21 protein-coding genes and 3 tRNA genes are annotated in these 22210 nt (G+C 39.2%); 12 read left to right on the top strand and 12 right to left on the bottom strand.

The genetic code is table 11. The features are described 5' to 3' along the window. Nucleotides 1-349 precede the first annotated feature (349 nt). Complete coding sequence (locus tag FIB07_16650) at nt 350-463, top strand: IS110 family transposase (protein ID NJD54477.1); 114 nt, start codon at nt 350-352, stop codon at nt 461-463. Nucleotides 464-483: 20 nt separating this feature from the next. After that, a protein-coding gene (locus FIB07_16645) for an IS5 family transposase (protein NJD54476.1) occupies nt 484-1303 on the top strand; the annotation gives its coding sequence in 2 pieces (ribosomal slippage) (nt 484-1124 and nt 1123-1303; 822 coding nt in all). Between the two features lie 432 nt (nt 1304-1735). Here FIB07_16645 and FIB07_16640 read toward each other — a convergent pair. Next, nucleotides 1736-2425, bottom strand: coding sequence for a hypothetical protein (locus tag FIB07_16640; protein NJD54475.1), 690 nt, complete (start codon nt 2423-2425; stop codon nt 1736-1738). Between the two features lie 265 nt (nt 2426-2690). On the opposite strand from FIB07_16640, the gene FIB07_16635 reads away from it, so the two are divergent. Beyond that, nucleotides 2691-3272, top strand: a complete 582-nt coding sequence (locus tag FIB07_16635) for a hypothetical protein (protein ID NJD54474.1) — start codon at nt 2691-2693, stop codon at nt 3270-3272. A 378-nt stretch (nt 3273-3650) separates the two neighbouring features. Here the strand turns inward: FIB07_16635 and FIB07_16630 are convergent, their stop codons facing one another. Further along, nucleotides 3651-4388, bottom strand: a complete 738-nt coding sequence (locus tag FIB07_16630; protein NJD54473.1) for a DNA polymerase sliding clamp — start codon at nt 4386-4388, stop codon at nt 3651-3653. Between the two features lie 111 nt (nt 4389-4499). On the opposite strand from FIB07_16630, the gene FIB07_16625 reads away from it, so the two are divergent. After that, a complete protein-coding gene (locus tag FIB07_16625; GenBank protein ID NJD54472.1) occupies nt 4500-4985 on the top strand; it encodes a hypothetical protein in 486 nt (161 codons plus the stop codon). On the opposite strand, the gene FIB07_16620 is transcribed toward FIB07_16625, so the two are convergent. The 4 genes from FIB07_16620 to sucC form a co-directional block, all read right to left on the bottom strand. Then, nucleotides 4978-5916, bottom strand: coding sequence for a circadian clock protein KaiC (locus FIB07_16620; protein ID NJD54471.1), 939 nt, complete (start codon nt 5914-5916; stop codon nt 4978-4980). The two genes, FIB07_16625 and FIB07_16620, sit on opposite strands and share 8 nt — an antisense overlap. Before the next feature lie 155 nt (nt 5917-6071). Further along, a tRNA-Pro gene (locus FIB07_16615) sits at nt 6072-6146 on the bottom strand. Nucleotides 6147-6191: 45 nt separating this feature from the next. After that, a complete protein-coding gene (gene sucD, locus FIB07_16610; protein NJD54470.1) occupies nt 6192-7055 on the bottom strand; it encodes a succinate--CoA ligase subunit alpha in 864 nt (287 codons plus the stop codon). Further along, complete coding sequence (gene sucC, locus FIB07_16605) at nt 7039-8142, bottom strand: ADP-forming succinate--CoA ligase subunit beta (GenBank protein NJD54469.1); 1104 nt, start codon at nt 8140-8142, stop codon at nt 7039-7041. The genes sucD and sucC overlap by 17 nt, the downstream gene beginning before the upstream one ends. Nucleotides 8143-8311: 169 nt before the next feature. On the opposite strand from sucC, the gene FIB07_16600 reads away from it, so the two are divergent. The 5 genes from FIB07_16600 to FIB07_16580 all read left to right on the top strand — a co-directional run bounded on the left by FIB07_16600 (nt 8312) and on the right by FIB07_16580 (nt 12466). Beyond that, on the top strand, nt 8312-9274 hold the full coding sequence (locus FIB07_16600) for a replication factor C small subunit (GenBank protein NJD54468.1): 963 nt from the start codon (nt 8312-8314) through the stop codon (nt 9272-9274). Next, nucleotides 9271-9783, top strand: coding sequence for a small multi-drug export protein (locus FIB07_16595; GenBank protein ID NJD54467.1), 513 nt, complete (start codon nt 9271-9273; stop codon nt 9781-9783). The genes FIB07_16600 and FIB07_16595 overlap by 4 nt, the downstream gene beginning before the upstream one ends. Before the next feature lie 62 nt (nt 9784-9845). After that, nucleotides 9846-10355, top strand: a complete 510-nt coding sequence (locus tag FIB07_16590) for an ArsR family transcriptional regulator (protein ID NJD54466.1) — start codon at nt 9846-9848, stop codon at nt 10353-10355. After that, nucleotides 10352-11134 carry a winged helix-turn-helix transcriptional regulator gene (locus FIB07_16585; protein ID NJD54465.1) on the top strand — a complete coding sequence of 261 codons (783 nt, stop codon included), beginning with the start codon at nt 10352-10354 and terminating at the stop codon, nt 11132-11134. Before FIB07_16590 ends, FIB07_16585 begins: the two co-directional genes overlap by 4 nt. Before the next feature lie 27 nt (nt 11135-11161). After that, nucleotides 11162-12466 (top strand): DEAD/DEAH box helicase, encoded by a 1305-nt coding sequence (locus FIB07_16580; protein ID NJD54464.1) that lies wholly within the window; start codon nt 11162-11164, stop codon nt 12464-12466. On the opposite strand, the gene FIB07_16575 is transcribed toward FIB07_16580, so the two are convergent. Continuing rightward, nucleotides 12463-14466 (bottom strand): DUF11 domain-containing protein, encoded by a 2004-nt coding sequence (locus tag FIB07_16575; GenBank protein ID NJD54463.1) that lies wholly within the window; start codon nt 14464-14466, stop codon nt 12463-12465. The genes FIB07_16580 and FIB07_16575 overlap by 4 nt on opposite strands. Before the next feature lie 284 nt (nt 14467-14750). Here FIB07_16575 and FIB07_16570 point away from each other — a divergent pair. Both FIB07_16570 and FIB07_16565 read left to right on the top strand, forming a co-directional pair. Further along, a tRNA-Asn gene (locus tag FIB07_16570) sits at nt 14751-14823 on the top strand. A gap of 44 nt (nt 14824-14867) precedes the next feature. Next, nucleotides 14868-14942, top strand: a tRNA-Met gene (locus tag FIB07_16565). Nucleotides 14943-14952: 10 nt separating this feature from the next. Here the strand turns inward: FIB07_16565 and FIB07_16560 are convergent. Together FIB07_16560 and FIB07_16555 are read right to left on the bottom strand one after the other, a co-directional pair. Further along, nucleotides 14953-15747 (bottom strand): hypothetical protein, encoded by a 795-nt coding sequence (locus tag FIB07_16560; protein NJD54462.1) that lies wholly within the window; start codon nt 15745-15747, stop codon nt 14953-14955. A gap of 14 nt (nt 15748-15761) precedes the next feature. Next, nucleotides 15762-16295, bottom strand: coding sequence for a hypothetical protein (locus FIB07_16555; protein ID NJD54461.1), 534 nt, complete (start codon nt 16293-16295; stop codon nt 15762-15764). A 245-nt stretch (nt 16296-16540) separates the two neighbouring features. Between FIB07_16555 and FIB07_16550 the strand changes: the two genes are divergently transcribed. After that, nucleotides 16541-20083: a carboxypeptidase regulatory-like domain-containing protein gene (locus tag FIB07_16550; GenBank protein NJD54460.1), complete on the top strand. Its 3543-nt coding sequence runs from the start codon at nt 16541-16543 to the stop codon at nt 20081-20083. A gap of 41 nt (nt 20084-20124) precedes the next feature. Here the strand turns inward: FIB07_16550 and FIB07_16545 are convergent, their stop codons facing one another. Genes FIB07_16545 through FIB07_16535 form a run of 3 tightly spaced genes read right to left on the bottom strand, consistent with a single transcriptional unit; the run spans nt 20125 to nt 22175 of the window. Then, on the bottom strand, nt 20125-21090 hold the full coding sequence (locus FIB07_16545; GenBank protein ID NJD54459.1) for a peptidase: 966 nt from the start codon (nt 21088-21090) through the stop codon (nt 20125-20127). A gap of 54 nt (nt 21091-21144) precedes the next feature. Next, nucleotides 21145-21819 (bottom strand): hypothetical protein, encoded by a 675-nt coding sequence (locus FIB07_16540; GenBank protein NJD54458.1) that lies wholly within the window; start codon nt 21817-21819, stop codon nt 21145-21147. Then, nucleotides 21816-22175, bottom strand: coding sequence for a MarR family transcriptional regulator (locus tag FIB07_16535; protein ID NJD54457.1), 360 nt, complete (start codon nt 22173-22175; stop codon nt 21816-21818). Before FIB07_16535 ends, FIB07_16540 begins: the two co-directional genes overlap by 4 nt. Nucleotides 22176-22210: the final 35 nt, after the last annotated feature.

Raw genomic sequence — 22210 nt, 5'->3', positions numbered from 1 at the left:
AAGCATTTATTCCGAATATAGCAGAATAAAAAATGAACTCAATTTTTTAGGATGAACGGAATATGTTATGGGATAATTTGGGGGGTCTGAATAGTCACATATATTTTTATATGTTTCGGTTATGAAAATATTTATGATGTTTAAAATCAGTTGTATAAAATTAAACCGCTGAATTTGGGGAAATTTATTCCCTTGTTGACATGAGTCAGTGAACAGTCAGATAGCAAATAACAATAATGAAGATGTCAGACTGCTGATGTCAGTTCCGACGATTATTATAGTGCTGTTCTCATACATTCTGAAATTGGAGATATCACAATTTCCAAGCTATAACAAATTAGCATCCTGAATAGGTTTGGTACCTTCAATGCATCAATCCGGAACGTCCTTCTATACTGGCAAGATAACCAAAGAAGGATCAAAACGATTAAGAGCTTATCCGAAAAATATAAGAACTGCATAGTAGAGAAACTAATGGAGTAAATGACAACACGAAAAATCGGACACGACTTCGAGATATCTGACGAATTATGGACGAAAATAGAACCACTGCTACCGCCACCAAAGCAAAAAAAGAAGTCTGGAAGACCAAGAAAGGATGATAGAAAGATGATGACTGCCATTTTCTATATCCTTCGCACAGGTTGCCAGTGGAAAGCGTTACCAAGATCATTAGGTGCATCAAGCACTGTGCATGATAGATTTCAGGAGTGGAGAGAGGCTGGATTATTTGAGAAAATGTGGAAATCAGGTTTGATGGAATATGATATAAAGAAAGGAATAGATTGGGAATGGCAATCAATGGATGGAGCAATGACAAAAGCTCCTCTTGGGGGAGAGGGAACAGGAGCAAATCCAACAGATAGAGGCAAGAAAGGTACAAAAAGAAGTTTGCTGACAGAAGGGAACGGGATACCACTTTCAGTTGCTGTGGATGGTGCAAACCGCCATGATAAAAAGCTTGTAAAAGGGACTCTTGATGCCATGATCATAGAGAGACCTTCTACTGATAACGTAGATCAGAATATGTGCATGGATAAGGGATATGATTTTTCTGATATCAGAGAATTGGTAGAAGAATACGGTTATACCGCCCATATCCGGAGCCGTGGAGAAGAAAACAATGAAAAAAAAGATACCAGGTTATAGAGCAAGGAGATGGGTAGTGGAAAGAACACACTCATGGCTGAGTCGTTTCAGGAGACTGCTTATCAGATGGGAGAAAAAGCTTGAAAACTATATTGCACTGTTACATTTTGCATGCGCATGGATAACGTTCAGAGCAGCGGGACTTTTCGGATAGGCTCTAAGATGGATACTTATACAATGTGCTCTTTCCTTCATAAGAGCCAATTCAAAAATAAATGGGTTCTATAGCAAAATCGCCAAAAAGAAGGGATAATAAAGCAGTAGTGGCAGTTGCTCGAAACCTGTGAAGATAATATATGCCATGCTTACCACCAGGAATCCCTCCCTCTATGGTGATAAGATAAAAACTGAAAAAAAGATTAAAGGATGAAGAAAATAGCAGAAAGAATCGAGTGAATTCAAATTAACTATGTAAAAAAATAATGCTATTTTCCATCAAACAGAGCTTCAGCGCCACAGCTTTGCTGCGGTAGGAATGTGCATACAGAGAATAAAATATATTAGCTGGCGGCATCATATTAGAATGTAAGGTTAGAAGGGGGACATTAACATGGCTGTTGGTAATTATCTATGCAATATCCTTATATTATTTATTATAATATCCGGTCTTTGGTTTAGCACCTTCGTATGTTGCTTTATCAACATCCGGCGTCGGATTTCGTGTACCAACCCCTTTTAAAATATTTATCAAATTAATTAAAGTCCCAATATCTCGAATTCCAATATAGCCATCTCTATGTTCACCCATCAAAATTTTTATATCGCAATTACTAAGAAATGGATTATCTTGTTCAGGATTATTTCCAACCCCAATAGTTAAATCAAAGTTGCTTGAGAATTGTTTAACAAATCTCGCTTTCATGTTTGAATTTACTGGACGAATACAGCGGAAAATAACTCCTTGTTCATCAAATATATATTTTGAACATAATATTCTATCTTGTGGAATTGACAATTTTTGGCCGAGTATATCTATAAAATAACTTGGACCGCTACTTAAGAGATGCACATTATCACACATTCGTACAAGTTCGTCATGATATATTCTCATTCTAAAATTAGAATAATTATCCTTTATAAAATTTTGGGTTAATTTTTTATCTCGAAATAAACCAATTAAAATTCTATTGAATTCATCATTATCAATTTTATTATTATGGAATTTTGTTTCTGTTTCTTGAAGATCTTTTTCCACACCCAATAACCTAGCTAACTGAATATTTATTGGTTCTTGCGTTAAAACATCATCAACATCAAGGAATAATCCAATGCTCATTTTAAACCTTCTGATTTATAAGATCAAATCAATTGTTTTTTCTTTTTAATACACCAATATCATATATAACTCTTTATCTTAAATTACATTGATATATGTTAATAATCTATTATACAAAAAAACTATAAATATTAAATTTAACTGATTTTAATAAGAAGCTGTTTTCAGTAAAGATAAATTTATTTCAATAAAACGCATGCAAACTTATAAGATATTATAAAGTATATTGAAAAATATACTGATAATAATTGTATGAGGAAGATTTATGGCTACTGGAGTTTCTTGGGCAGAACATTTTTATTCATATTTCCTTGGTCGTGATATATGCTATATTTTTGTAGGAGGACTTTTAATATCTATAGTTGAATATGCTTACTTCGGTAAGATCTATTTTCCAGAAGGACTTTCCTTGGAAGTGGGAGGTTTTCTCATGATATCATACCTAGTTGGGCTATCAATTGTTGCTATTGCAAATATTATCCATATTTCACCCAAAACAGAAATACCAGATGGTTATTCTTTTTTCTCTTTCGATCACACTATATTAAATACTTATAATCAAAGAGTACTAAATATAATTGAAAGGATGACTTTCATGAGTAATATTGGTGCTTATGTTGGGTTATCATCACTTTTAGGAGCCGCTTTTATGATAATACTTAATTTAATTCGGCTTTTTTTAAAAATTGGAGATACATCTTTTGAATACAAATTATTAGTTGTTTCTCTCGTAATTTTCGGAATTATTATGATTTACTATTCAAATACTACGACAAAAGAAATAAATCAGGCAAGGAAGGAACTTGCCGCAGAAATTGCAATAATAAAGAAAAAATCGAATTTATAAAATTTTTAATTTTTGTGATAGTAACATTATAGCATTTACTCATAAAATCCTTCTCTTTATTTAGACATAAATTATTTAATATGATCTATACAGTAAATATTAATATTCACAGAAATACATCTTGCTAATTTTGTGTGTTTTCCGCTTCACTTTCACACTTATTCTATATTAACCAAGGACGGCGCGAAACGCCCCATAGGACGTTTTGATGGACGAAATAAAACATGCCTTATTACCGTTCGTTCCACTCCGAGCCTTTATTATGCTACGAGTCCAGGATGCCTCCGTGCTTCTTGCGCTATGGTCAACTCCACATACCCCAAAGCGCTGTTGCGCTTGCGCTAGGGGTATGCACCCCTTCCAGACCAATTCCCATGCCTATTCTGATTCAACCCTGGGAGCCAGCATATAACTGACCTCTCCGTGGCCTTCAGCGATCTTGATCCTGATCTTGAGCGGGAAATCCTTTCCCAGGTCGATATTGACTTCATTTGATTTCCCGAGGATTTTACTCATATCAGAGAGATAATCAAGGGAGAATAATGATTTTGCATCGGTCCCCTGGAGATCTATTAACTGGTTTTTTCCTAATTCCACATGTACCTTATCCGTGTCTCCTTCTGCTTCCATGAAAAAAACATCTCCTTTAACTCCCATGGACATGTAATCGCTCACTTTTTCAGCAGCTTTTACAGCCCTCTTTATGTCTTCCCCCCGGATAACGATGTGCGCCGGAAGGTCAAGGGAAGGAACTTTCGGTTCTTTGCGAATGGATGAAGGGTCAAGAAGGGACATTGTGTAAGCAAGTCCGCGCATCCTTACAATTAGTTTATGGCTGGCCTCATCAAGCTCAAGCTCTATATTATCGCTCTTTTCTGCCATCTCCATTACCCCGATCAATTTTGTGAGGTCGATACCAAGTTCACCTTCTGTTGCCTCAAAAGAATCAAAAGCATCTTTTGAAATCTCAAAACTCACCATGGCGACATTTGCAGGATCCACTGCCTTTACTGACAGACCCTGAGGGGTAAGCCTGAACCGTGCTTCATCTACGAGTGTGGATATTGATTCTATTGAGTCTTTCAGTTTTTCTGCGCCTATTAATGCCTTAAACATAATATGTCTCCTCTACGAAACGATATAACTTTAATAGGTAATTCTATCTATTTTATTCTATCTATTAAACTTCGATACTTTCATATCTATCCTCCGCATTAAATGCAAAACATGACAGGCCGTTCGATCGATATCGCCCTGACCCAGGCCGAGGCAGGAGAAAAAACAGAAACAGTATATGAAAATGTATGCACGCTTTTAACAGAACCTGAACTATGCTTTAATTATGCAACAACGGATGACCTTAAGAAATGGGGTTTCTCGGAAGGATGCTTTAGCTGTTTATTAAAGGATAAGAAGGACACAATTATACAGGTGATTACAACATACAGGGATAATGAAGGAGCAAAAGAGGCTTATGAAGCCGATGCCAGGTATTTGAAACGGCATGGGTATGGGAAGCCTGTAATAACAAAAACCGTTGGTGAATCGTCTCTCATGCTAATGAAAAAGGATTCAGAAGGGATCACATATAATCTTTTGTTTTTAAAAAATAATATTTTTGCCGCGGTCAGCGCCAAATACAAAAAAGATATTCCTGATAATGTGGGGCATCTTAGGGGGCTTGCTGGGAAGATAGAAGCGAAAATCAAGTAAGAAATGTCCGGGTAGGATTAATATCAGCAGGCTTAGCAGAAGTTTCATCCTTTGTTGAAGTTTTTTCTATTGCATGCTGAGTTCCTCCAAATAATTTAGCAAGTCCTTTATTGCCTATAAGTTCCAGCCCGTGCCCTGCAAATATAAATGGGTGCGGCATTTCATTTATTTTTGTAATTCGCAATTTCTGGATCTGGAGATAATATGTTGGATATGGATCCAGGTCATACCTCTGGTTTTTGTCGAAAAATATAATGCCATCACCCATAAAATCAAATTCGTCAAATTCCTTTACTTCAATGCCATGCCTTTTTTCAGTGATCGCAAGACATGTTATTTTCTTATCCCTTATTTCTTTCAGGATACTTCTCCACTGGGATGATCTTCGGAATTCATGTATGTCGAAAAAAGTGTTGAGTGAATCAAAAACAATTCTTTTTGGCTTGAAAACATTGATTATTTCAATGATCTCTTCAGTTGAAAGCATTGTGAACCCGAAAATTTCCAGATACCCTTTATCGATATATTCACCTATATCCCACCCGAACCGGATGGATTGTTTCATAAGATGTTCCACTTTCTCTTCAAATGAGAAGAAAATACATCGTTCGTCCCTCCTTAAACCTTCCATTAGATACTGCAATGAAAAAGTGGTTTTTCCCGTACCAGGCGGACCTGTCACTACTACGACAAAGCCCTCTGGTATTCCTCCTTCTATCAGGTTATCAAGGCCGGATATCCCTGCATTTACCCTTTTTATCAACCTGCTGATGCTCTGAGCATCTACTTTTTCCTTGAAACGCAGTTTATCCATCCCGAGAAGTGCGCGCTCAAGGACTATGTTCTTCGCACCAAGTTCTTTCTCGTAACGTTCAAGTATCCTCAATGCTTCGGTGCTGATGGTTGTGTGTATGGGATGTTTGTCGTTCATGAATTTAAGGTTAGATTATGTTGATTCAAGTTACTGTTTGAACGCACAATGTATTAATAAGAGGTGTGAGAAAAGTGTCACGCAAATTAAAATATAATTTAAATGTTATATATAATATAGAAGATGAGAATTTAAAAATTATATACTATAAAAGATGGGATAGCGCGGATTTGAACCGCGGTCTAAGCGTCCCAAACGCTCAAGGATGGACCAGGCTACCCTACTATCCCGTGGGCGTCTCAATAACAGCCTTATAAGATAAAAACCTTGCTGAACTATAAGCTGTTCTTTACCAGCTGCACAATGTCAGAAGGGCTTTTTGCTACAGTGATACCTGCTTTTTCAAACGCCTGGATTTTTTCAAGTGCTGTCCCGACACCCATTGATATAATAGCTCCTGCATGGCCCATGGTTTTTCCCGGGGGCGCAGAAACACCCACTATATAACTGATGACGGGTTTACTCATCTGCTTTATGAAATCAATGGATTCTTCTTCCGCAGTTCCCCCGATTTCACCTACCATTACGACAGCATGGGTTCCAGGATCATCTTCAAACAATTCCAGTATGTCCACAAATGAAGTCCCGCTTACAGGATCACCACCAATGCCAACAGATGTTGACTGCCCGATACCATTTTTTGAAAGCATATCAACTATCTCATAAGTAAGGGTTCCGCTTCGTGAAACAACCCCGATATTACCTGGTTTATGTATATTATTTGGCATTATCCCGATCTTTGAATCCCCTGGAGTTGTTATACCCGGACAATTGGGCCCCAGAAGCCTTGAAGATGACGTTTTAAGGTACGACCACACACGCATCATATCATGAACAGGTATTCCTTCAGTGATGCAGACGATTAATTCGATCCCGTAATCTATAGCTTCAAATATCGAATCAGCCGCAAATTTGGGTGGGACAAAGATAACGGATGCGTTCGCATCTGTTTCTGTGAGGGCTTCCTTTACTGAATCAAAAACAGGCCTGTCATTAACCAGGTTCCCTCCTTTTCCCGGGGTGATCCCTCCAACGATATCAGTTCCGAAATCGATCATCTGTCCTGTCTGTAATGATCCCTCATGTCCGGTAATCCCCTGTACAAGCACGCGCGTATTTTTATCAATTAGAATGCCCAAGCTCAACAACTCCTTTAGCCGCTTCCTCAGTCGATGATGCCATGTGAATCCCGTATTTTCCAAGCATTGCCCTTCCCTCTAATTCATTTGTTCCTGAAAGCCTTACAACGAGCGGTATTTTTATTTTGGGGAATATTTCTATAATACCTTTTGCGACCTCATCACATTTAGTGAGACCCCCGAAAATATTAATTATTATTGCTTTCACATTTTTATTGGATGATACTATCTCTAGTGCCATTTTTACCTGCCGTGCATTAGCTCCTGCACGGACATCCATAAAATTCGCAGGTTCTCCCCCATGTTGTTTTATCATATCGAGAGTTGCCATTGCAAGACCCGCACCGTTTACTACGCACCCGATTTCACCATCAAGCCCAACATAGCTCATACCGTTTTTCCTTGCCATTTCCTCAAGAGAGCCCGTTTCTTCTTCTGTAAAATCCTGCCTGAATAAGGCGTTATCATCGATGACCATTTTTGCATCAAGCGCAATCACCCCATCTTGAGTCTCTGCCAGTGGATTTATCTCAACAAGCTGGCAATCCTTGTCTATAAAAACACGGTACAGTTTTTTTATAATATTAATAAGTTCAGGGGATTTGTTCCTGTCAAGTGAATTTGCAAGCATCCTTGCCTGATATTCATGGATACCGGTAAGAGGATGGATATGCATCATTGTGATCCTTTCAGGGGAACTTTTTGCTATTTCCTCGATATCTATCCCGCCCTGGGAGCTTGCCATTATGACAGGACATTTTCTCTTCCTGTCGATAGTGATCCCGAGATACATCTCTTTTATGGGTTCCCTGTATTCCTCGATAAGTACTTTTTTCACAGGATATTCTTTTATCGATATTCCGAGTATCCGCTTTGCCTGGATATTTGCCTTCTGGGGACTTGATGCTCTTGCAATTCCTCCTGCTTTTCCCCGCCCACCTGTTAAGACCTGGGCTTTTATGACCACATCTCCCATTTTCCTTGCAGCCTCTTTAGCGCCATCTGCATCTGAAACAAGGGTACTTGCGGGGATAGGGATATTATATTTAGAAAAAATCTCCTTTGATGCATATTCGTACAATTTCATGAACAAACCTCACTCTGGAATTATGCAATGTATTATCTGGCATATTGTTATTTAAAAGTGTGTGAAAAGAGTTTCTCTTTTAGTAAAGGTACCATGCTTTTGCTTTTTGTGTAAGGACGTAAACCCACAGGGGAAACTTAAATAATACCTTCTTCTTAATAAGACTGGAATGATAAAAGAGGAAATCTGGATCGAGAAATACCGCCCCAAAAAACTCGAGGATGTTGTGGGGCAGGTCGAAGTAATAAAGCGCCTTAAATCCTATGTACAGTCCAGGAATCTCCCGCACCTTCTCTTCTCAGGGCCTCCGGGTGTCGGGAAAACGGCCTCGGCAATATGCGTGGCGCGGGAACTTTTCGGGGAAAGCTGGATGAATAATTTCACCGAGTTAAATGCCAGCGATGAGCGCGGCATAGATGTTGTGAGGACAAAGATCAAGAACTTCGCAAGGACTGCGCCTCTTGGTGAGGCTGAATTCAAGATCATATTCCTCGATGAGGCCGATGCGCTGACTTCTGATGCACAATCGGCACTGCGGAGGACAATGGAAAGATATACAAGTTCCTGCAGGTTTATCCTGTCGTGCAACTATTCTTCAAAAATAATCGAACCCATCCAGTCCAGGTGTGCAGTCTACAGGTTCAAACCTATATCAAGCGCAGCGGTTGAGGAAAAGGTGAAGCAGATCGCTAAAATTGAGGGAGTGACGCTGACCGATGACGGCCTTGAAGCCATACGATATGTGGCAGCCGGGGATATGAGGCGCGCCATTAATGCTTTGCAGGCTGCTGCAATGCTTGATAAGACCGTTAATCTTGATGCTATTTATAAGACCACTTCTACAGCAAAACCCGAAGAAATCACTGAATTGATAAAACTTGCTCTTGATGGGAATTTCATGAAAGCCCGCGCAAAGCTTGATTATTTATTGATCGAGCAGGGGCTTTCGGGTGAGGATATAATTGGACAGATATTCCGTGCCATGTTTGATATGCAGATCCCTGATAAGCTCAAAGTTGACCTGATAGACCGCATTGGTGAGATTGATTTTCGGATGGCAGAAGGAGCTAACGAGCGAATACAACTTGAGGCATTGATCGCTCACTTTATCCTGTGTGGTTCTAAAAAATGACGCTTGAAGCTTTTCTCCTGGAAATGTTCAGTTCAATCCCCGCCTGGATTGCGGTCATAATTATGGCGGCGCTTCCTGTAGCAGAATTGCGGCTTGCGATCCCGATAGCCATCTTGAAACCCCCGTATGGGTTCGGGATGGATCCTGTTTCGGCATTTTCTCTTGCAGTAATTGGCAATATGCTTCCGGTCATCCCGCTCCTTTTATACCTTGAACCGGTATCGAACTATCTTCGCCGCTGGAAAACCTGGGACAGGTATTTTACTTGGCTGTTTGAAAGAACCCATAGAAAGCACAGCGCAGAGTTTGAAAAATACGGGTCTATCGGGCTTGCGATATTTGTTGGCATACCTTTACCTGCTACAGGTGCATGGACAGGCTGTGCAGCGGCATTTGTTTTCGGATTCAAATTCAGGAACGCTTTTCTTGCAATATTTGCCGGTGTTTTATTAGCCGGGATTGTGATGACTCTCCTGACAATGGGAATAAATATATTTAATGGTATATAGTTTCCTCAAAACATTTATCCTTTTATAAAACAAATATAGGATGCTATAAAGAGAGATTACCCATGGGAAAGAGAATTCGAATTATTAATGAACCTTCAGATATCGTTCCACTTTTACGTGCCTTTGGCATTGAGTCCCACAAAAAAGTTTTTGATTGCATCCAGACAGGCTGGAAGACCCTTAATGAGATCGAAAAAGAAGTTGGTTTCGATCCGACTGAAAGTCTTAGTATTTTGAAGAAAAGCGGATTTGTTGAAAGTAAATGGAGAATGCCCCTGCCAGGACAAAAACCTGAAAAAGAATTCCATTCATCTTATTCAAGAGTACAGGTCAATTTTGAGTGTTCTGTTGAAGATCTGAGCGATATGATCATGGTTACGTTCAAGAGTGACAGCGAATTGCGCGGCTATCTTGACCTTATAGAAAAGGAAGTAAAAGCAGGGAACCAGTCAATGAACGGCCTCCAGAGGGTTATTGATAAGAGTATTATGTACATCCGCGCAGTAGCAAGACGTTCTCCGATCCTTACAGTTAAAGGGCAAAGGATTGAGATATTCGGGGAAACCGAATGATATTACGGAGTAAAAAAGAAATAACCAGATTCCAGATCCTTGTTGAAATCGCAGCGCATCAGCCCGATGTCATGCAAAAGGAGATCGCCAGCAGGATAGGCATAACACCCCAGGCAGTTTCAGAATATATAAAAGACCTTGTCCAGGAAGGATTTTTATATTCTGATGGGCGCGTGCGCTACCGTGTTACAAAAAATGGAATTGAATGGGTTCTTGAAAGGGCGATGGAGTTAAAGAAATATGCCCGTTTTGTCATGGAAGATATTGTCAGCCATATATCCGTGGCTACTGCTATTGCCAGGGAAAATTTCTCCAGGGGAGAAATGGTCTGTTTGATGATGGAAAACGGTCTTTTATATGCAGGAAAAGAAGGAGAAGTTACAGGGATTACAATTTCAGATGCAGTGGACGGAGAGGATGTTGGAGTAACAGAATTAAAAGGGATGATAAGTTTTCCACCTGTCAATATTGTCATCTGCAAAGTTCCGCGCGTGGAAAAAGGCGGCTCACGGAACGTGGATTATGATCTGTTAAAGAAACGAACGCAGGAAAAGCCATATATTGCAGCAATAGGTGTTGAGGCTCTCGTATCCCTTCGCAAGATCAATGTCAAGCCAAACATTCTTTTCGGTGCAAAAGAGTCCGTGGTTGAAGCTGCTTATCACGGCCTGTCATCACTTGTGGTTTCGGTTGATGAGGAAGTTCCTGGCCTGCTTAACAGGCTTGAGTCCGAAGGGCTTAACTATGAAGTCGTGGATTTGAGAAAATCAGAAACATGAGGAATAACAAATAAAAAGAGAATAAATATGGAAACATCAGGATTCAGGGAATTACATTTATCAAAAGAGATACAAAAAGCAATAACGGATATGGGGTTTGAAGAACCCACCCCGATCCAGATACAATCAATTCCTCATATGCTGGAAGGAAAAGATGTGATCGGACAGGCGCAAACAGGCACAGGGAAAACGGCGGCATTCGGGATTGCCACCCTTGAGAAGATAGATCCGAAAAGTCTTGCAGTACAGGCCGTAATTTTATGCCCTACAAGAGAACTGGCTATCCAGGTGTCAGAAGAACTGAAAAAGCTTTCAAGATATAAAAAAGGCATTGAGATCCTGCCTGTTTACGGCGGGCAACCCATTGACCGCCAGATAAGAGCCTTAAAAAAAGGCGTACAGGTAATTATCGGTACTCCAGGGCGCGTAATGGATCACATGGAACGCCGGACTTTAAGACTTGATGGCGTGAAAATAATCATTCTTGATGAAGCTGATGAAATGTTGGATATGGGGTTCAGGGAAGATATCGAACTTATCATGAAGAAAATCCCGGATGAAAGACAGACTATCCTTTTCTCAGCGACCATGCCAAGGGCTATTCTTGACCTGACGAAAAAATACCAGACTAAACCGTACATGATAAAATTGGAACATAAGGAAATGACTGTTCCTAAAGTGGAACAATTTTATTATGAAGTCAAATCCCAGGCAAAACCGGAGGTTTTGTCCCGTTTGATCGACATTAACGACCTGAAGTTATCACTGGTATTCTGTAATACAAAAAGAATGGTTGATGAACTGGTAGATAACTTAAAATCACGGGGATACATGGCAGATGGGCTGCATGGGGATATGCAGCAAAGACAAAGGGACATTGTCATGTCAAAATTTCGGAAAAAAGAGATCGATGTCCTGGTTGCAACTGATGTGGCAGCGCGCGGTATCGATGTGGGGGATATTGAGGCTGTATTCAATTATGACATACCTGCGGATGATGAATATTATGTCCACAGGATCGGAAGAACAGCAAGAGCAGGAAAAGCCGGGCAGGCTATCAGTTTTGTGACAGGAAGAGAAATATACAGGATAAGGCAGATCCAAAAATTCACAAAGAGCAGGATCGTTCCCCGGAAAGTACCTTCTGTCAGTGATATGGAAGAGATCAAGACAGGCATGGTCTTAGAAAAAATCGCGGGGATCATTGAAGCAGGGCACCTGGGAGAATATAGCAATATGGTTGAAAAACTCACACGGGAAGATTATACATCCCTGGAGGTTGCATCAGCCCTGTTAAAGATGGTGATTGGCGAAAGGAAAAAAGAAGACTAAATTATTTTTTTCTTATTTTTCTTATTCATCAGCAGGAAAATTCCGGATAACAGTATAATTATTAATGAAATTATTGAAATTGCCTCCCCAAACCAGGGAAACCCCTCATTTATCTTCAGGAAAATTCCGTTAAAAGGGCCCTGTTCATGTACCTGTTGTATTTGTTCCGGAACTTTAATACCCATATCAGGGGCTATTGTTGGAATAGCGGGCGGTGCGGAAGGAAATCCTGAAATTTTTTTAGAAGGAAGGGGCTTATACCATTCAAATCCCTGGTTTTTGGATATTATTTCAGGAGCTTTGAATTCAATTATAGTATCATTAACCATGACAGCATAGAATATCCGGGCATTCTCACGGGGTCTTAAGAAACCGGAAAAAGATAACGTGCCTGAAATGAATGTTGCATTCCGGGGCACACTATCATTAACAAAGATATTTGTTGGTATATCACCATTGTTGGTTAATGAAAGAGAAACCAGAAGTGTATCCCCAATGTTAATATTACTTTTATTGAAACTCCTCTCCATAACAATATATGGGCCTGATACGGATGTTCTTGGGCTATTTGATTCCAGACGTAAGAATTCTCCCCATTCGCTCCAGGTAAGTTCTGCTTTTGGAACATTATAAATCCCCTGTTTTTTTGCTGTGATCGCATAGGTAAATTCTTTATGATCATTTGCATTTATACCAAAATCCCAGGACACAGAGGTTTTGTTCAAGTTATCCATAAAATTAAAACCCGGCGGAATTGTGTCTTTGAGTGTTACGTTATGCACAGGATAATTCTGAAGATTAACTACACTGATCGTAATATAGGTAATATTTTTAAGAGCCCCGATGTCCCTGACTCTTGAGTATTCGGGATATAAATTTTCACCCAGGATCGAGTTTGAGGTGATCTTTTTTATATAAAAAGTATTCTGCAATAAAATTGTAGATGTTGAGTTTTTTATGTAATTATTTCCTTCCCTGTCTTTTCCGCTTACTATGACTGATATTGTATACATTTTTCTTGAAGATCCTGGTACTTTAAATCCGAGGTTTATGGATTCATTTCTCCCTCCGAAGAAAACCGGGTATCTGCGCTTCAGGCTGTTTTTTACAGGGGCCTGCAATATTAATTCTGCTGCATCGTTTGAAATATGGGTACTAAGTATTTTTATCCCCTTATATTCATTTTCCTTTGTGTAACCGAATATTACAGAACCGCCTTCTACAAGTGCGTCACTTTTCATTGATCCATTGTAGCTGATATTTATTATGGCAGTTTCATTTGAAAAATTTGATATTTGTATGTTGTATCCATTTTTGATTATACCGTGATTTGCTGGTGTAAGTTTATATGAACTTACATTTTCCCATTTGATTTCAGGGCCTGATGCAGTTATTTCATTCAATGAATTCTTTTCGAAATCAAATTCATCCAGTTCAAGGCCATCATAAATTATCATGGCTTGCATTTCTACAAGGTCTGAATCCCCTGAATTTTGAATGGTTATATTAGCTGTAATTCCGGGATATGTTTTTGTTTTATTCTCTGCAATGATTGATATTTCAAGAATGGGTTTTTCCTTTTCTTTTGGTATAGATGACTTGAATGAAATTTTTGCCTGCGGATCCGATGGAAATGTTCCTATATTTGATGGAAACGAATTAATATTTGAAACCTGGTCTGCAATTATTTTAATCCCATTAAAAGTAGAATTACCGGAAAAATCAAATAAATAATTTTCACCTTCGAATAAAACTCCATCTTTTACAATCCCATTTTTGGTTACCCTGATAGAAATCGAGCCCAGCCAGTTAAAATCCCTTGCCTCTATCAGATATTCTCCTGATGTGGTCCTGGGGTTTGTCCAGCTCAGTGTTGTACTTGTGTTGCTGCCCCAGCAAATTTCTTCTTCGTTGAGATTGTCACAATCTTCAGCAAGCACTGGATTTACAGTAAATAAGACTGCAATTGTTATGAATAAGAGAAAATATATATATCTCATGTTCTTATGTTTTTAGCATTATAAATCCTGTGAACATCAATAATATTCCGATATTTTTTTGTCTGATAGGTGATGTGATTGACTGTATTACAGATATTAATCTGATAATCATTATAATGATACAACAGTTTAATAGAAGAAATAGATTTCTGTTGATCTGAAATAAATTAGTATATGAAAAATACGAATAATTGCGAAATGCTATTCGTAATAATATAACTCCAGCGCCCATATTATCAAAAGGCTTAAATCAAATGATACCCCTTTAGGATTCGCTTGACAATGCCGCCATAACTCAGCTGGTAGAGTGCCTGGCTGTTAACCAGGATGTCACAGGTTCGAGCCCTGTTGGCGGCGTTTTAGTATTTAATAGCTAAATTAAAACCATAATGCACTTTTGAGGGCCTGTAGCTTAGTCAGGTTAGAGCGCCCGGCTCATAACCGGGCGGTCACCGGTTCAAATCCGGTCAGGCCCATTTCAAATTTTCATTCACTTTTAATATAACCCATTTTAACGGGATAGTAATATAGAAAGTTTTGATGGTCACCTCCGGTTTCATTGAAAGTTTCTCGTATTGCATTCCTGAGGGTGAGTTTTTCGAGGAAGAAATGTTCCATGAAATTAATAGTTGTACTATCTGTTTTTGATGCCAGTATCTGGGAATTCCAGCCGATATAAACAATGGCTCCTTTTTCGATGAAAGCCCTGGCCATCATATTATTGCGAAGTCCTTCGCATCCCATTGTAATGACAATCGTGTCCTGGAAGTTGCCTTTTGTACTGTCTGATATAAAGGATGGATTTATTCCAAAATATGATATTCCTTTTTTGTATTCATACTGTGAATATATGACATTTGAAAGCCTGTCTGTAAGACTCTCATAAATATATTTATTCTTATCATAACGCTCAGAAGTAAATAAAGAAACAGGAACGTTTGTTGTCTCGTTATAAGTAGCCAGGGAATGAACTCTGAAAATTATTACATTATATCCTTTATCTGGCAGGTTCCTGTAAAAATCCACGGTTATATTATTGCTGAAATAATCTACGGTGTATCCACTCTGGTTCAATATGTCTGTGGCTGTTTCAACAAAAGTCATGTTCTGATATTGAAATAACTGATCTATTATAGCTGCTTTTTTCTGGAAATTTGCATCTGCATATATTTCAATTTTTGAATCCTGGGATTCTAAATCCATATCATCGGAATTAGAGACGCCAAAAATCAATAAAAAAATAATAATTACCGCACTTAAGATTCTTTTTTTTTCATTCATCTTAAAAATTAATATCAAAACCTCTTCATTCTTCTGCCCAATATCAACAATACCAGAGAAGAAACTATTCCTAAAGCTGCATACGAAGAAGAAAGATACGCAGCAAGCAGATCAAGTTTATTGATCCTGAGCATGGTTCCACCTACGGGCTGTGCTATTTCTATTTCAGCAAAAGCATGATGGATCGGGTCGCTTCCAGAAAAATCCACATGGATAACTGTACCAGGTACGGCATCAGGGGAAGCAATTACATTCCAGGTTGCGCGGCCAATGCCTCCTCGCGGCACACCAAGAGGGTTAGGTGCAAGCCCGGCCCCAGCTATATTGTGCCCAACATCATCATGTGATACACTAAGGGTGACTGTTCCGCCGGTCAAAGGACTGGAGAGATCCTCCACACTTATCTCAAACATTCCCGCCCCGCCAGGTGCAAGTTGCAGCCTTGCCGGAGCCACACTTATGCCAAAATCAAAATCGGCTCTGGCATTTGAAGATATTAATATTATTACAACTAATATAATCAATATTTTTATAAAATATTTTCCCATATCCATCCTCCACCAGATTTCAAATATGGATCAATATTTTAAAATCTGGAATTTTTTTAAGACCTATCCTCAATTTTTTGAAGATTTAATAGATATTATATTTTTCTATATTACTGCTATGCATTAATGCAAAATAATAAATCAAACTTTTTCGGAACGATTATATACTTTGAATGTTCACAAAATTAATGAGTGGAACCGGATAGAATGAGACCTCTCAATTGGCAGGATAGGATTGTGGAATTATGAAATTGCTTATTTCGGATGCTTATTGTACTTGCATAAAGGTATTTAGAATAGCTGTGCTTTCAATTTTATTGTCTGCGTGGTTGACCATATCAGTGAACATAGCAGTGGCAGATGGCATTGATCAAGAGCAGGATGTTCGATCTGTCATTCCGGTTCCTGTTAAAGATGCCTCTGTTGTAATTAGCCAGAATGATACAGCTTACTGCGAATCAAACGGCGGGAATACGCAGTATGAGCATATTTTAGATATTAAATACAATCAAAAACCCGGTGGGACTATGGAGATCGATGTCGATGTTTTCATTAAGAATCCCACGGGCTGCACCAATGGAAAAACATGTCCCGAATATGACAAAAGTCCGGAGTATGTTAATGTATGGATTGATTGGAATGGAAACAAAGTTTTTGAGAATAACGAAAAAGTTATTGATGATATGCTGACTGGTTATAAAAACATAAACTATAAAGGGAATATGTATGCCAGTAAGCCTGTAACAATTCCTCCAATTGCTGTTAATTCTACATTATTGCGGGCAAATCTTGGATGGAATCACGACCCGAACGACCCGTGTGAACTTAGCTGGACATGGGGAAACGTGTTTGATAAAGCGATCAATATAAAATCTGAACCTCCAATATTTGTGGATATCAATCTGACAGGACCTCCTGGCAATGAGACAAATCCTCTGGCGAAATATAATGCCACTCTGGGGGCAATAATAAAAGAAGGAGTTGGATATACAGTAACAAAAATTGTCTGGGCAGGACCCGGCATTCCTGTTGATGCTCAAGGAATGAAATATACGTACAAGCCAGCAGATCATGGAATACAAAATATTAATGGAAAAATGTTTTATACTGATTCTGGAGGTGAGAATGGTGGATCCGGCACTAAAAATAAAAGCTTTAAGATATTTTTTGTAAAATACGACAAGGATAATGGTATAACTCCGAACTGGTTCGAATACTGGACAAAAGATAAGGCTGTTCCAAAAATGGAAGATACAACATATAATGCAAGTGCCCCGGGTTATGGGTATGCACAGGGAGGAAAAGTTTATCTCGCGCCGAGGGCAGCGGACACACATTATGATCGTGCTATTGTACTTGACAATGGCGAGAGTTTTGGAGGACCAACCGTAACAGGAATTGATACCACTGCTGAAGTTATTGAGCATGAACTTTATCATATCTGGGTGAAAGACCAATGGAAAGCAGGGGGTAATTTCACAGGTAAAAATGATTCAGATTATAATCCCGCATTATGTTATAGAAGCCGGAAATATAACGATAGCCTTCCGGACTCCTATGAGGATAACATATCACATACCAGGAATGATACCACAGATACCTATAATCTTGAAGCAAAAAAAGCCCGTGAATATAAGTGCTACGGTGATAATGAATATATGGCTATGAAGGCTGCGAATTCGGCAAGAGGAGTAGTGGAAAACGATTGGGCGTTCCCAGGAAAGCAATCCAATCCGCCTGAGAAAGCAAAACCTAAATCATTTGAAGATTTATTTTATTTACCCGTAAATGCAACTATTACGGGAAACTATTCAGATATGGGAGTAGATACTGACGGAGACGGGTTATATGAGTTCTTAACAATATCAGCAGAGATAAATGTGACAGAAGGAGGAACATTTTCCATATTTTCCACTCTCTCGGACCAAAACGGGAACGAGATTATCTGGCTTAATGAGCCCTTCATACTTACTGCAGGGAACCAGACTATAAATTTGAACTTTTCTGGATTAGAAATTCGTCAAAATGGAGTGGATGGACCCTATAACCTGAGTTTATTGCTGGATGATCAGGAGGGCATTGGAATTGATCAGGTATATAATGCTTATGTAACATCCCCGTATTTATTTGTGGATTTTGACAGGAAGGATGTGGAATTTTCAGGTAATTATTCTGATGCTGGATCAGATACTAATGATGATGGATTCTATGATAATTTAACCATTAATGCAGGAGTGACTGTTGCAGTATCCGGGAATTATGAACTGGAAGGATGGCTTTATGATAAAAATGGAGATGCCATAGTAATGGCAATAACTCCCCAATATTTATATGCTGGAAACCAGACTTCAACTCTATACTTTAATGGATCAGCAATTCGCCAGCATAGGATTGATGGCCCGTATAATCTAACCTATTTAAAAATTTTTGATATGAATAACAGTCAGATCGACTTTGCTTATAGTCCATATAGAACATATACATATAATTATACCGATTTTCAAAATAAAAGCGCTGAATTTAATAATTCCTATTCTGATTATGGAAAAGATACAGATTCGGATGGGTCATTTAACTACCTCATAGTGAATGCCGGGATCAATGTTTCAGTTGCAGGGAATTATCTTGTGAGCGGATCGCTGTATGATAGTAATGGGAGTGAAATTGTATCATCAAGCAACAATTATGTTTACCTGGATGCAGGGACTCAATCATTAGAATTGAACTTCAGCGGGTTGCGTTTATTTGGCCATGGCATGGACGGACAATATTATTTAAAGGATATCATATTGTTTGATGGAGATGGCAACAAACTGGATTACATAAGCGATGCATATACCACATCGTCTTATGATCACAGTAATTTCCAGTACCTTGTTGTGCTAACAGGTAAGTATTTTGATTATGTTACAGATACCGACAATGATGGTCTGTACGAGAATCTGACTGTGGAAATAGAACTGATTCCAAAGAATTCTGGAAATGTTGTGGCAATGGCAAGATTGATGGACAGCAGTGGAGAAGAGATCATCTGGGCAAACAATATGACCTTCTTGAATGACAGCCAGCCTCAAAAGATACAGCTGGACTTTGATGGAAGATACTTATATGGAACATTGATGAATGGTCCATATTTTGTGAAAGATGCCTATGTGTACCATACAGGTGATCCGATACAGTCGGATTATGCATATGAAGCAAGTACGACAGCAGCCTATGATCATGGGCAATTTGAAAATTCAGGTGTTATTACTGGAACGATTATGGACGGGGGATCGCCTGTACCGAATGCATATATATCCATAAATGGCGGTGACAGCGATTACTCAAATTCTGAAGGAAAATATAATCTCGTCGTATTACAGAATGGCATTCATACTGTGAATATTGATGTGCCCGGTTATGCATCATGGAGAATACTGGTGAATAACGAGTATATGAAGGATGGCACTTCCATCAACGTGAGTTCATCAACAGGTACTGTCACTTATATGAATTTCACGCCATCCCCTTTTATCAATGGCACAGTTATGGACAGTGTCAGTAAAACAGGTATCGCAGGTGTGAATGTATTCACGAATACTAGTATTTCAACAAGGACAAATGAAACAGGATTCTATTCGCTGGCCGTTACTACAGGTACATATGATCTTACGGCCATGTACGTAACACACTATCCGAATAGTTCAGTTACAGTATCCACAGGATTAAGCGATGTTGTGATACAGGATATTGAACTTATTGAGAAGCAGACCGGAAATATTACGGGGACTGTGATGATGCCTTAGCGCTTGAACTTAATGAATAAGCTACGATATGGCGTTAAAAATTAATATGCTGAAATCCCCTGGAGAGAGGACAACCGCTGGATGCGTTTTAGCATATTCGGATGTGTGCTGAACATTTCCAATAACTTATCGCCGGTCTTGACCTTTATCGGGCGGGTCCGAAGAGCCATAAGTTCGTTCATATCGATAGTCCCACTTCCATCAAGGTCTATCTGGGATAATTCCCTTATATCACTGCCAGCTCGCGACGGGTCATTAGCAAAGAAGGCTTTCATACCCTCTACGGGTTTTAACGATTCTTTAGAAACCCTGGCACTGCCATAAACAAGTTTATAAAGAGCTGATGCAAGATGATGCGGTGAGCTACCGAGTTTGACTGCACCTTCATCTGCATAATATTCCCTGATCCGTGATACGTACAGGATAAGTAGATTTGTTATAAAATATATAACCAGTGCCACTATTCCAATAAGCACTCCATTTCCCCGTTCCCTGCCTCCTGAGAACAGCTGGTTCCATGCAAAGTACCAGCATATCATGGGAATTACGCTAATCATCGTTATGATCGCAACATCCCTGTGTTTCAGGTGTGATATTTCATGCGCCAGAACTGCCCTCAGTTCTTTTTCATTAAGCAGGCTCATTATACCTTCGGTAACACAAACACGTCCGTCTTTTGCCCAGCGCCCGAATGCAAATGCATTTGGTATGGGTATTCTGGCTATGCCAATCCTGGGTTTCGGAATACCGGCATCTCTTGCAAGTTCAGCGACCATCCTGTGAAGGTCCGGGTGTTCTGCTTCAGTAACATAGTGTATCCCCATTGACCATTCTACCATCTTTGGTCCTATCATGTACTGGATCAGCATCATGATCGTTGCGATAACAGCATAAAAGAAAAATCCTGTCCCCTGAAGTCCCATTTGATTCACTGCAAATACCACAAGTCCATAGATTATGGCAAACAATACTGCCATTATTAAATACAATCTTAATTTAAGCCACATATTCTATCATCCTTATATTTTCTTAAATAAATACTTTATCTACCTTATATTTTCTTAGATAAATACTTTATCAACCTTATTTCGCGCAGAAAAAAGTGCCGCACGTCCTGCGATCCTGGCTGCAAAACGATCTGCCTGATCTTCAATTTCAGGCTCGGAGGAGGATGAAAATGCCATTAATGCAAACCGCGAAAGAAATGGCATTCTGGAATTATGCCGTATATGCCATGATTCATGCGCCAGTACGGCCTTCAATTCATTATCATCCAATATTTCTAGAAGTCCTATTGATATGAAAATCGAACGTCCTGCTGCAAATGCTTTTGGAACCGCGGAATCAAAATAATAAACTTTTGCAGATGTAAGCTTATCCACATATTCCTGTGTCCATTTCAAAATGCTTCCTGCGGGTTTTGCTTCAAGTCGTTTTATCATCAGCCTGTCATAATAACGCAGCGTACAAAATATCAGGATTGTGGAAATAGCCACATAAGCTAAAAAGAGATACATTGACAGCATCTCACTGCAATTCATGAGATAATATGTTAAGGCTACGCCAATTAGCCCCGAAACCTGCGCAAAAGCAAATGTTTGAAGCCTTTTTTTCGGGTCCTTTAACATCAAGCTCGTTGCTATTGATGTTATTGATATTATAACAATAAAAGCTACAATTGGTGCCCATGATCCTAAGCACTGCCCATAACAGCTTATTTCACCGAATAGATTCATTTTTTATCACTGTATTTTGAAAAGTTTTCAACCGCAACAGGGCCGAATGCCTGTACCAGGCTGTCAAGTATTTTTGTTGTGATCTCGCTGGCCGCTTCTTCTTCTGAAAGGACCGGTTCATAAACATATCTTACTCTTCCATTAACCATTTCAGTTCGCCGCGTTGTATATCCTGCCTTCACAAGCCTGTCAAGAGTTCCTGCAACACTCGTCAACGGGATATTTGTCTTTCCTGTTAGCTCTGAGGTGGTCATTTCCCCTTCACTCCACAATGCCCGGAGTATTGCAGCCTCTATGGGACTGAAAAATTTAGTGAGGCCGTCATTTGAAATGTTGATTTGATCGAGCTTAACCATGTGTTTACAATTGACGTAAATGATATTAAAGGTTA

Origin of the sequence: Candidatus Methanoperedens sp. (genome assembly GCA_012026795.1) — an archaeon.
Taxonomy (GTDB): Archaea; Halobacteriota; Methanosarcinia; order Methanosarcinales; family Methanoperedenaceae; genus Methanoperedens.
The sequence above is the reverse complement of the archived record's forward strand: the minus strand, read 5'-3'. Positions and strand labels throughout refer to the sequence as shown.

Bases quoted from the DNA above. Each gene is read 5' to 3' on its own strand.
- FIB07_16640 (NJD54475.1), bottom strand. From the start codon at position 2,425: ATGAGCATTGGATTATTCCTTGATGTTGATGATGTTTTAACGCAAGAA.
- FIB07_16635 (NJD54474.1), top strand. From the start codon at position 2,691: ATGGCTACTGGAGTTTCTTGGGCAGAACATTTTTATTCATATTTCCTT.
- FIB07_16630 (NJD54473.1), bottom strand. From the start codon at position 4,388: ATGTTTAAGGCATTAATAGGCGCAGAAAAACTGAAAGACTCAATAGAA.
- FIB07_16625 (NJD54472.1), top strand. From the start codon at position 4,500: ATGACAGGCCGTTCGATCGATATCGCCCTGACCCAGGCCGAGGCAGGA.
- FIB07_16620 (NJD54471.1), bottom strand. From the start codon at position 5,916: ATGAACGACAAACATCCCATACACACAACCATCAGCACCGAAGCATTG.
- sucC (NJD54469.1), bottom strand. From the start codon at position 8,142: ATGAAATTGTACGAATATGCATCAAAGGAGATTTTTTCTAAATATAAT.
- FIB07_16600 (NJD54468.1), top strand. From the start codon at position 8,312: ATGATAAAAGAGGAAATCTGGATCGAGAAATACCGCCCCAAAAAACTC.
- FIB07_16595 (NJD54467.1), top strand. From the start codon at position 9,271: ATGACGCTTGAAGCTTTTCTCCTGGAAATGTTCAGTTCAATCCCCGCC.
- FIB07_16590 (NJD54466.1), top strand. From the start codon at position 9,846: ATGGGAAAGAGAATTCGAATTATTAATGAACCTTCAGATATCGTTCCA.
- FIB07_16585 (NJD54465.1), top strand. From the start codon at position 10,352: ATGATATTACGGAGTAAAAAAGAAATAACCAGATTCCAGATCCTTGTT.
- FIB07_16580 (NJD54464.1), top strand. From the start codon at position 11,162: ATGGAAACATCAGGATTCAGGGAATTACATTTATCAAAAGAGATACAA.
- FIB07_16575 (NJD54463.1), bottom strand. From the start codon at position 14,466: ATGAGATATATATATTTTCTCTTATTCATAACAATTGCAGTCTTATTT.
- FIB07_16560 (NJD54462.1), bottom strand. From the start codon at position 15,747: ATGAATGAAAAAAAAAGAATCTTAAGTGCGGTAATTATTATTTTTTTA.
- FIB07_16555 (NJD54461.1), bottom strand. From the start codon at position 16,295: ATGGGAAAATATTTTATAAAAATATTGATTATATTAGTTGTAATAATA.
- FIB07_16550 (NJD54460.1), top strand. From the start codon at position 16,541: ATGAAATTGCTTATTTCGGATGCTTATTGTACTTGCATAAAGGTATTT.
- FIB07_16545 (NJD54459.1), bottom strand. From the start codon at position 21,090: ATGTGGCTTAAATTAAGATTGTATTTAATAATGGCAGTATTGTTTGCC.
- FIB07_16540 (NJD54458.1), bottom strand. From the start codon at position 21,819: ATGAATCTATTCGGTGAAATAAGCTGTTATGGGCAGTGCTTAGGATCA.
- FIB07_16535 (NJD54457.1), bottom strand. From the start codon at position 22,175: ATGGTTAAGCTCGATCAAATCAACATTTCAAATGACGGCCTCACTAAA.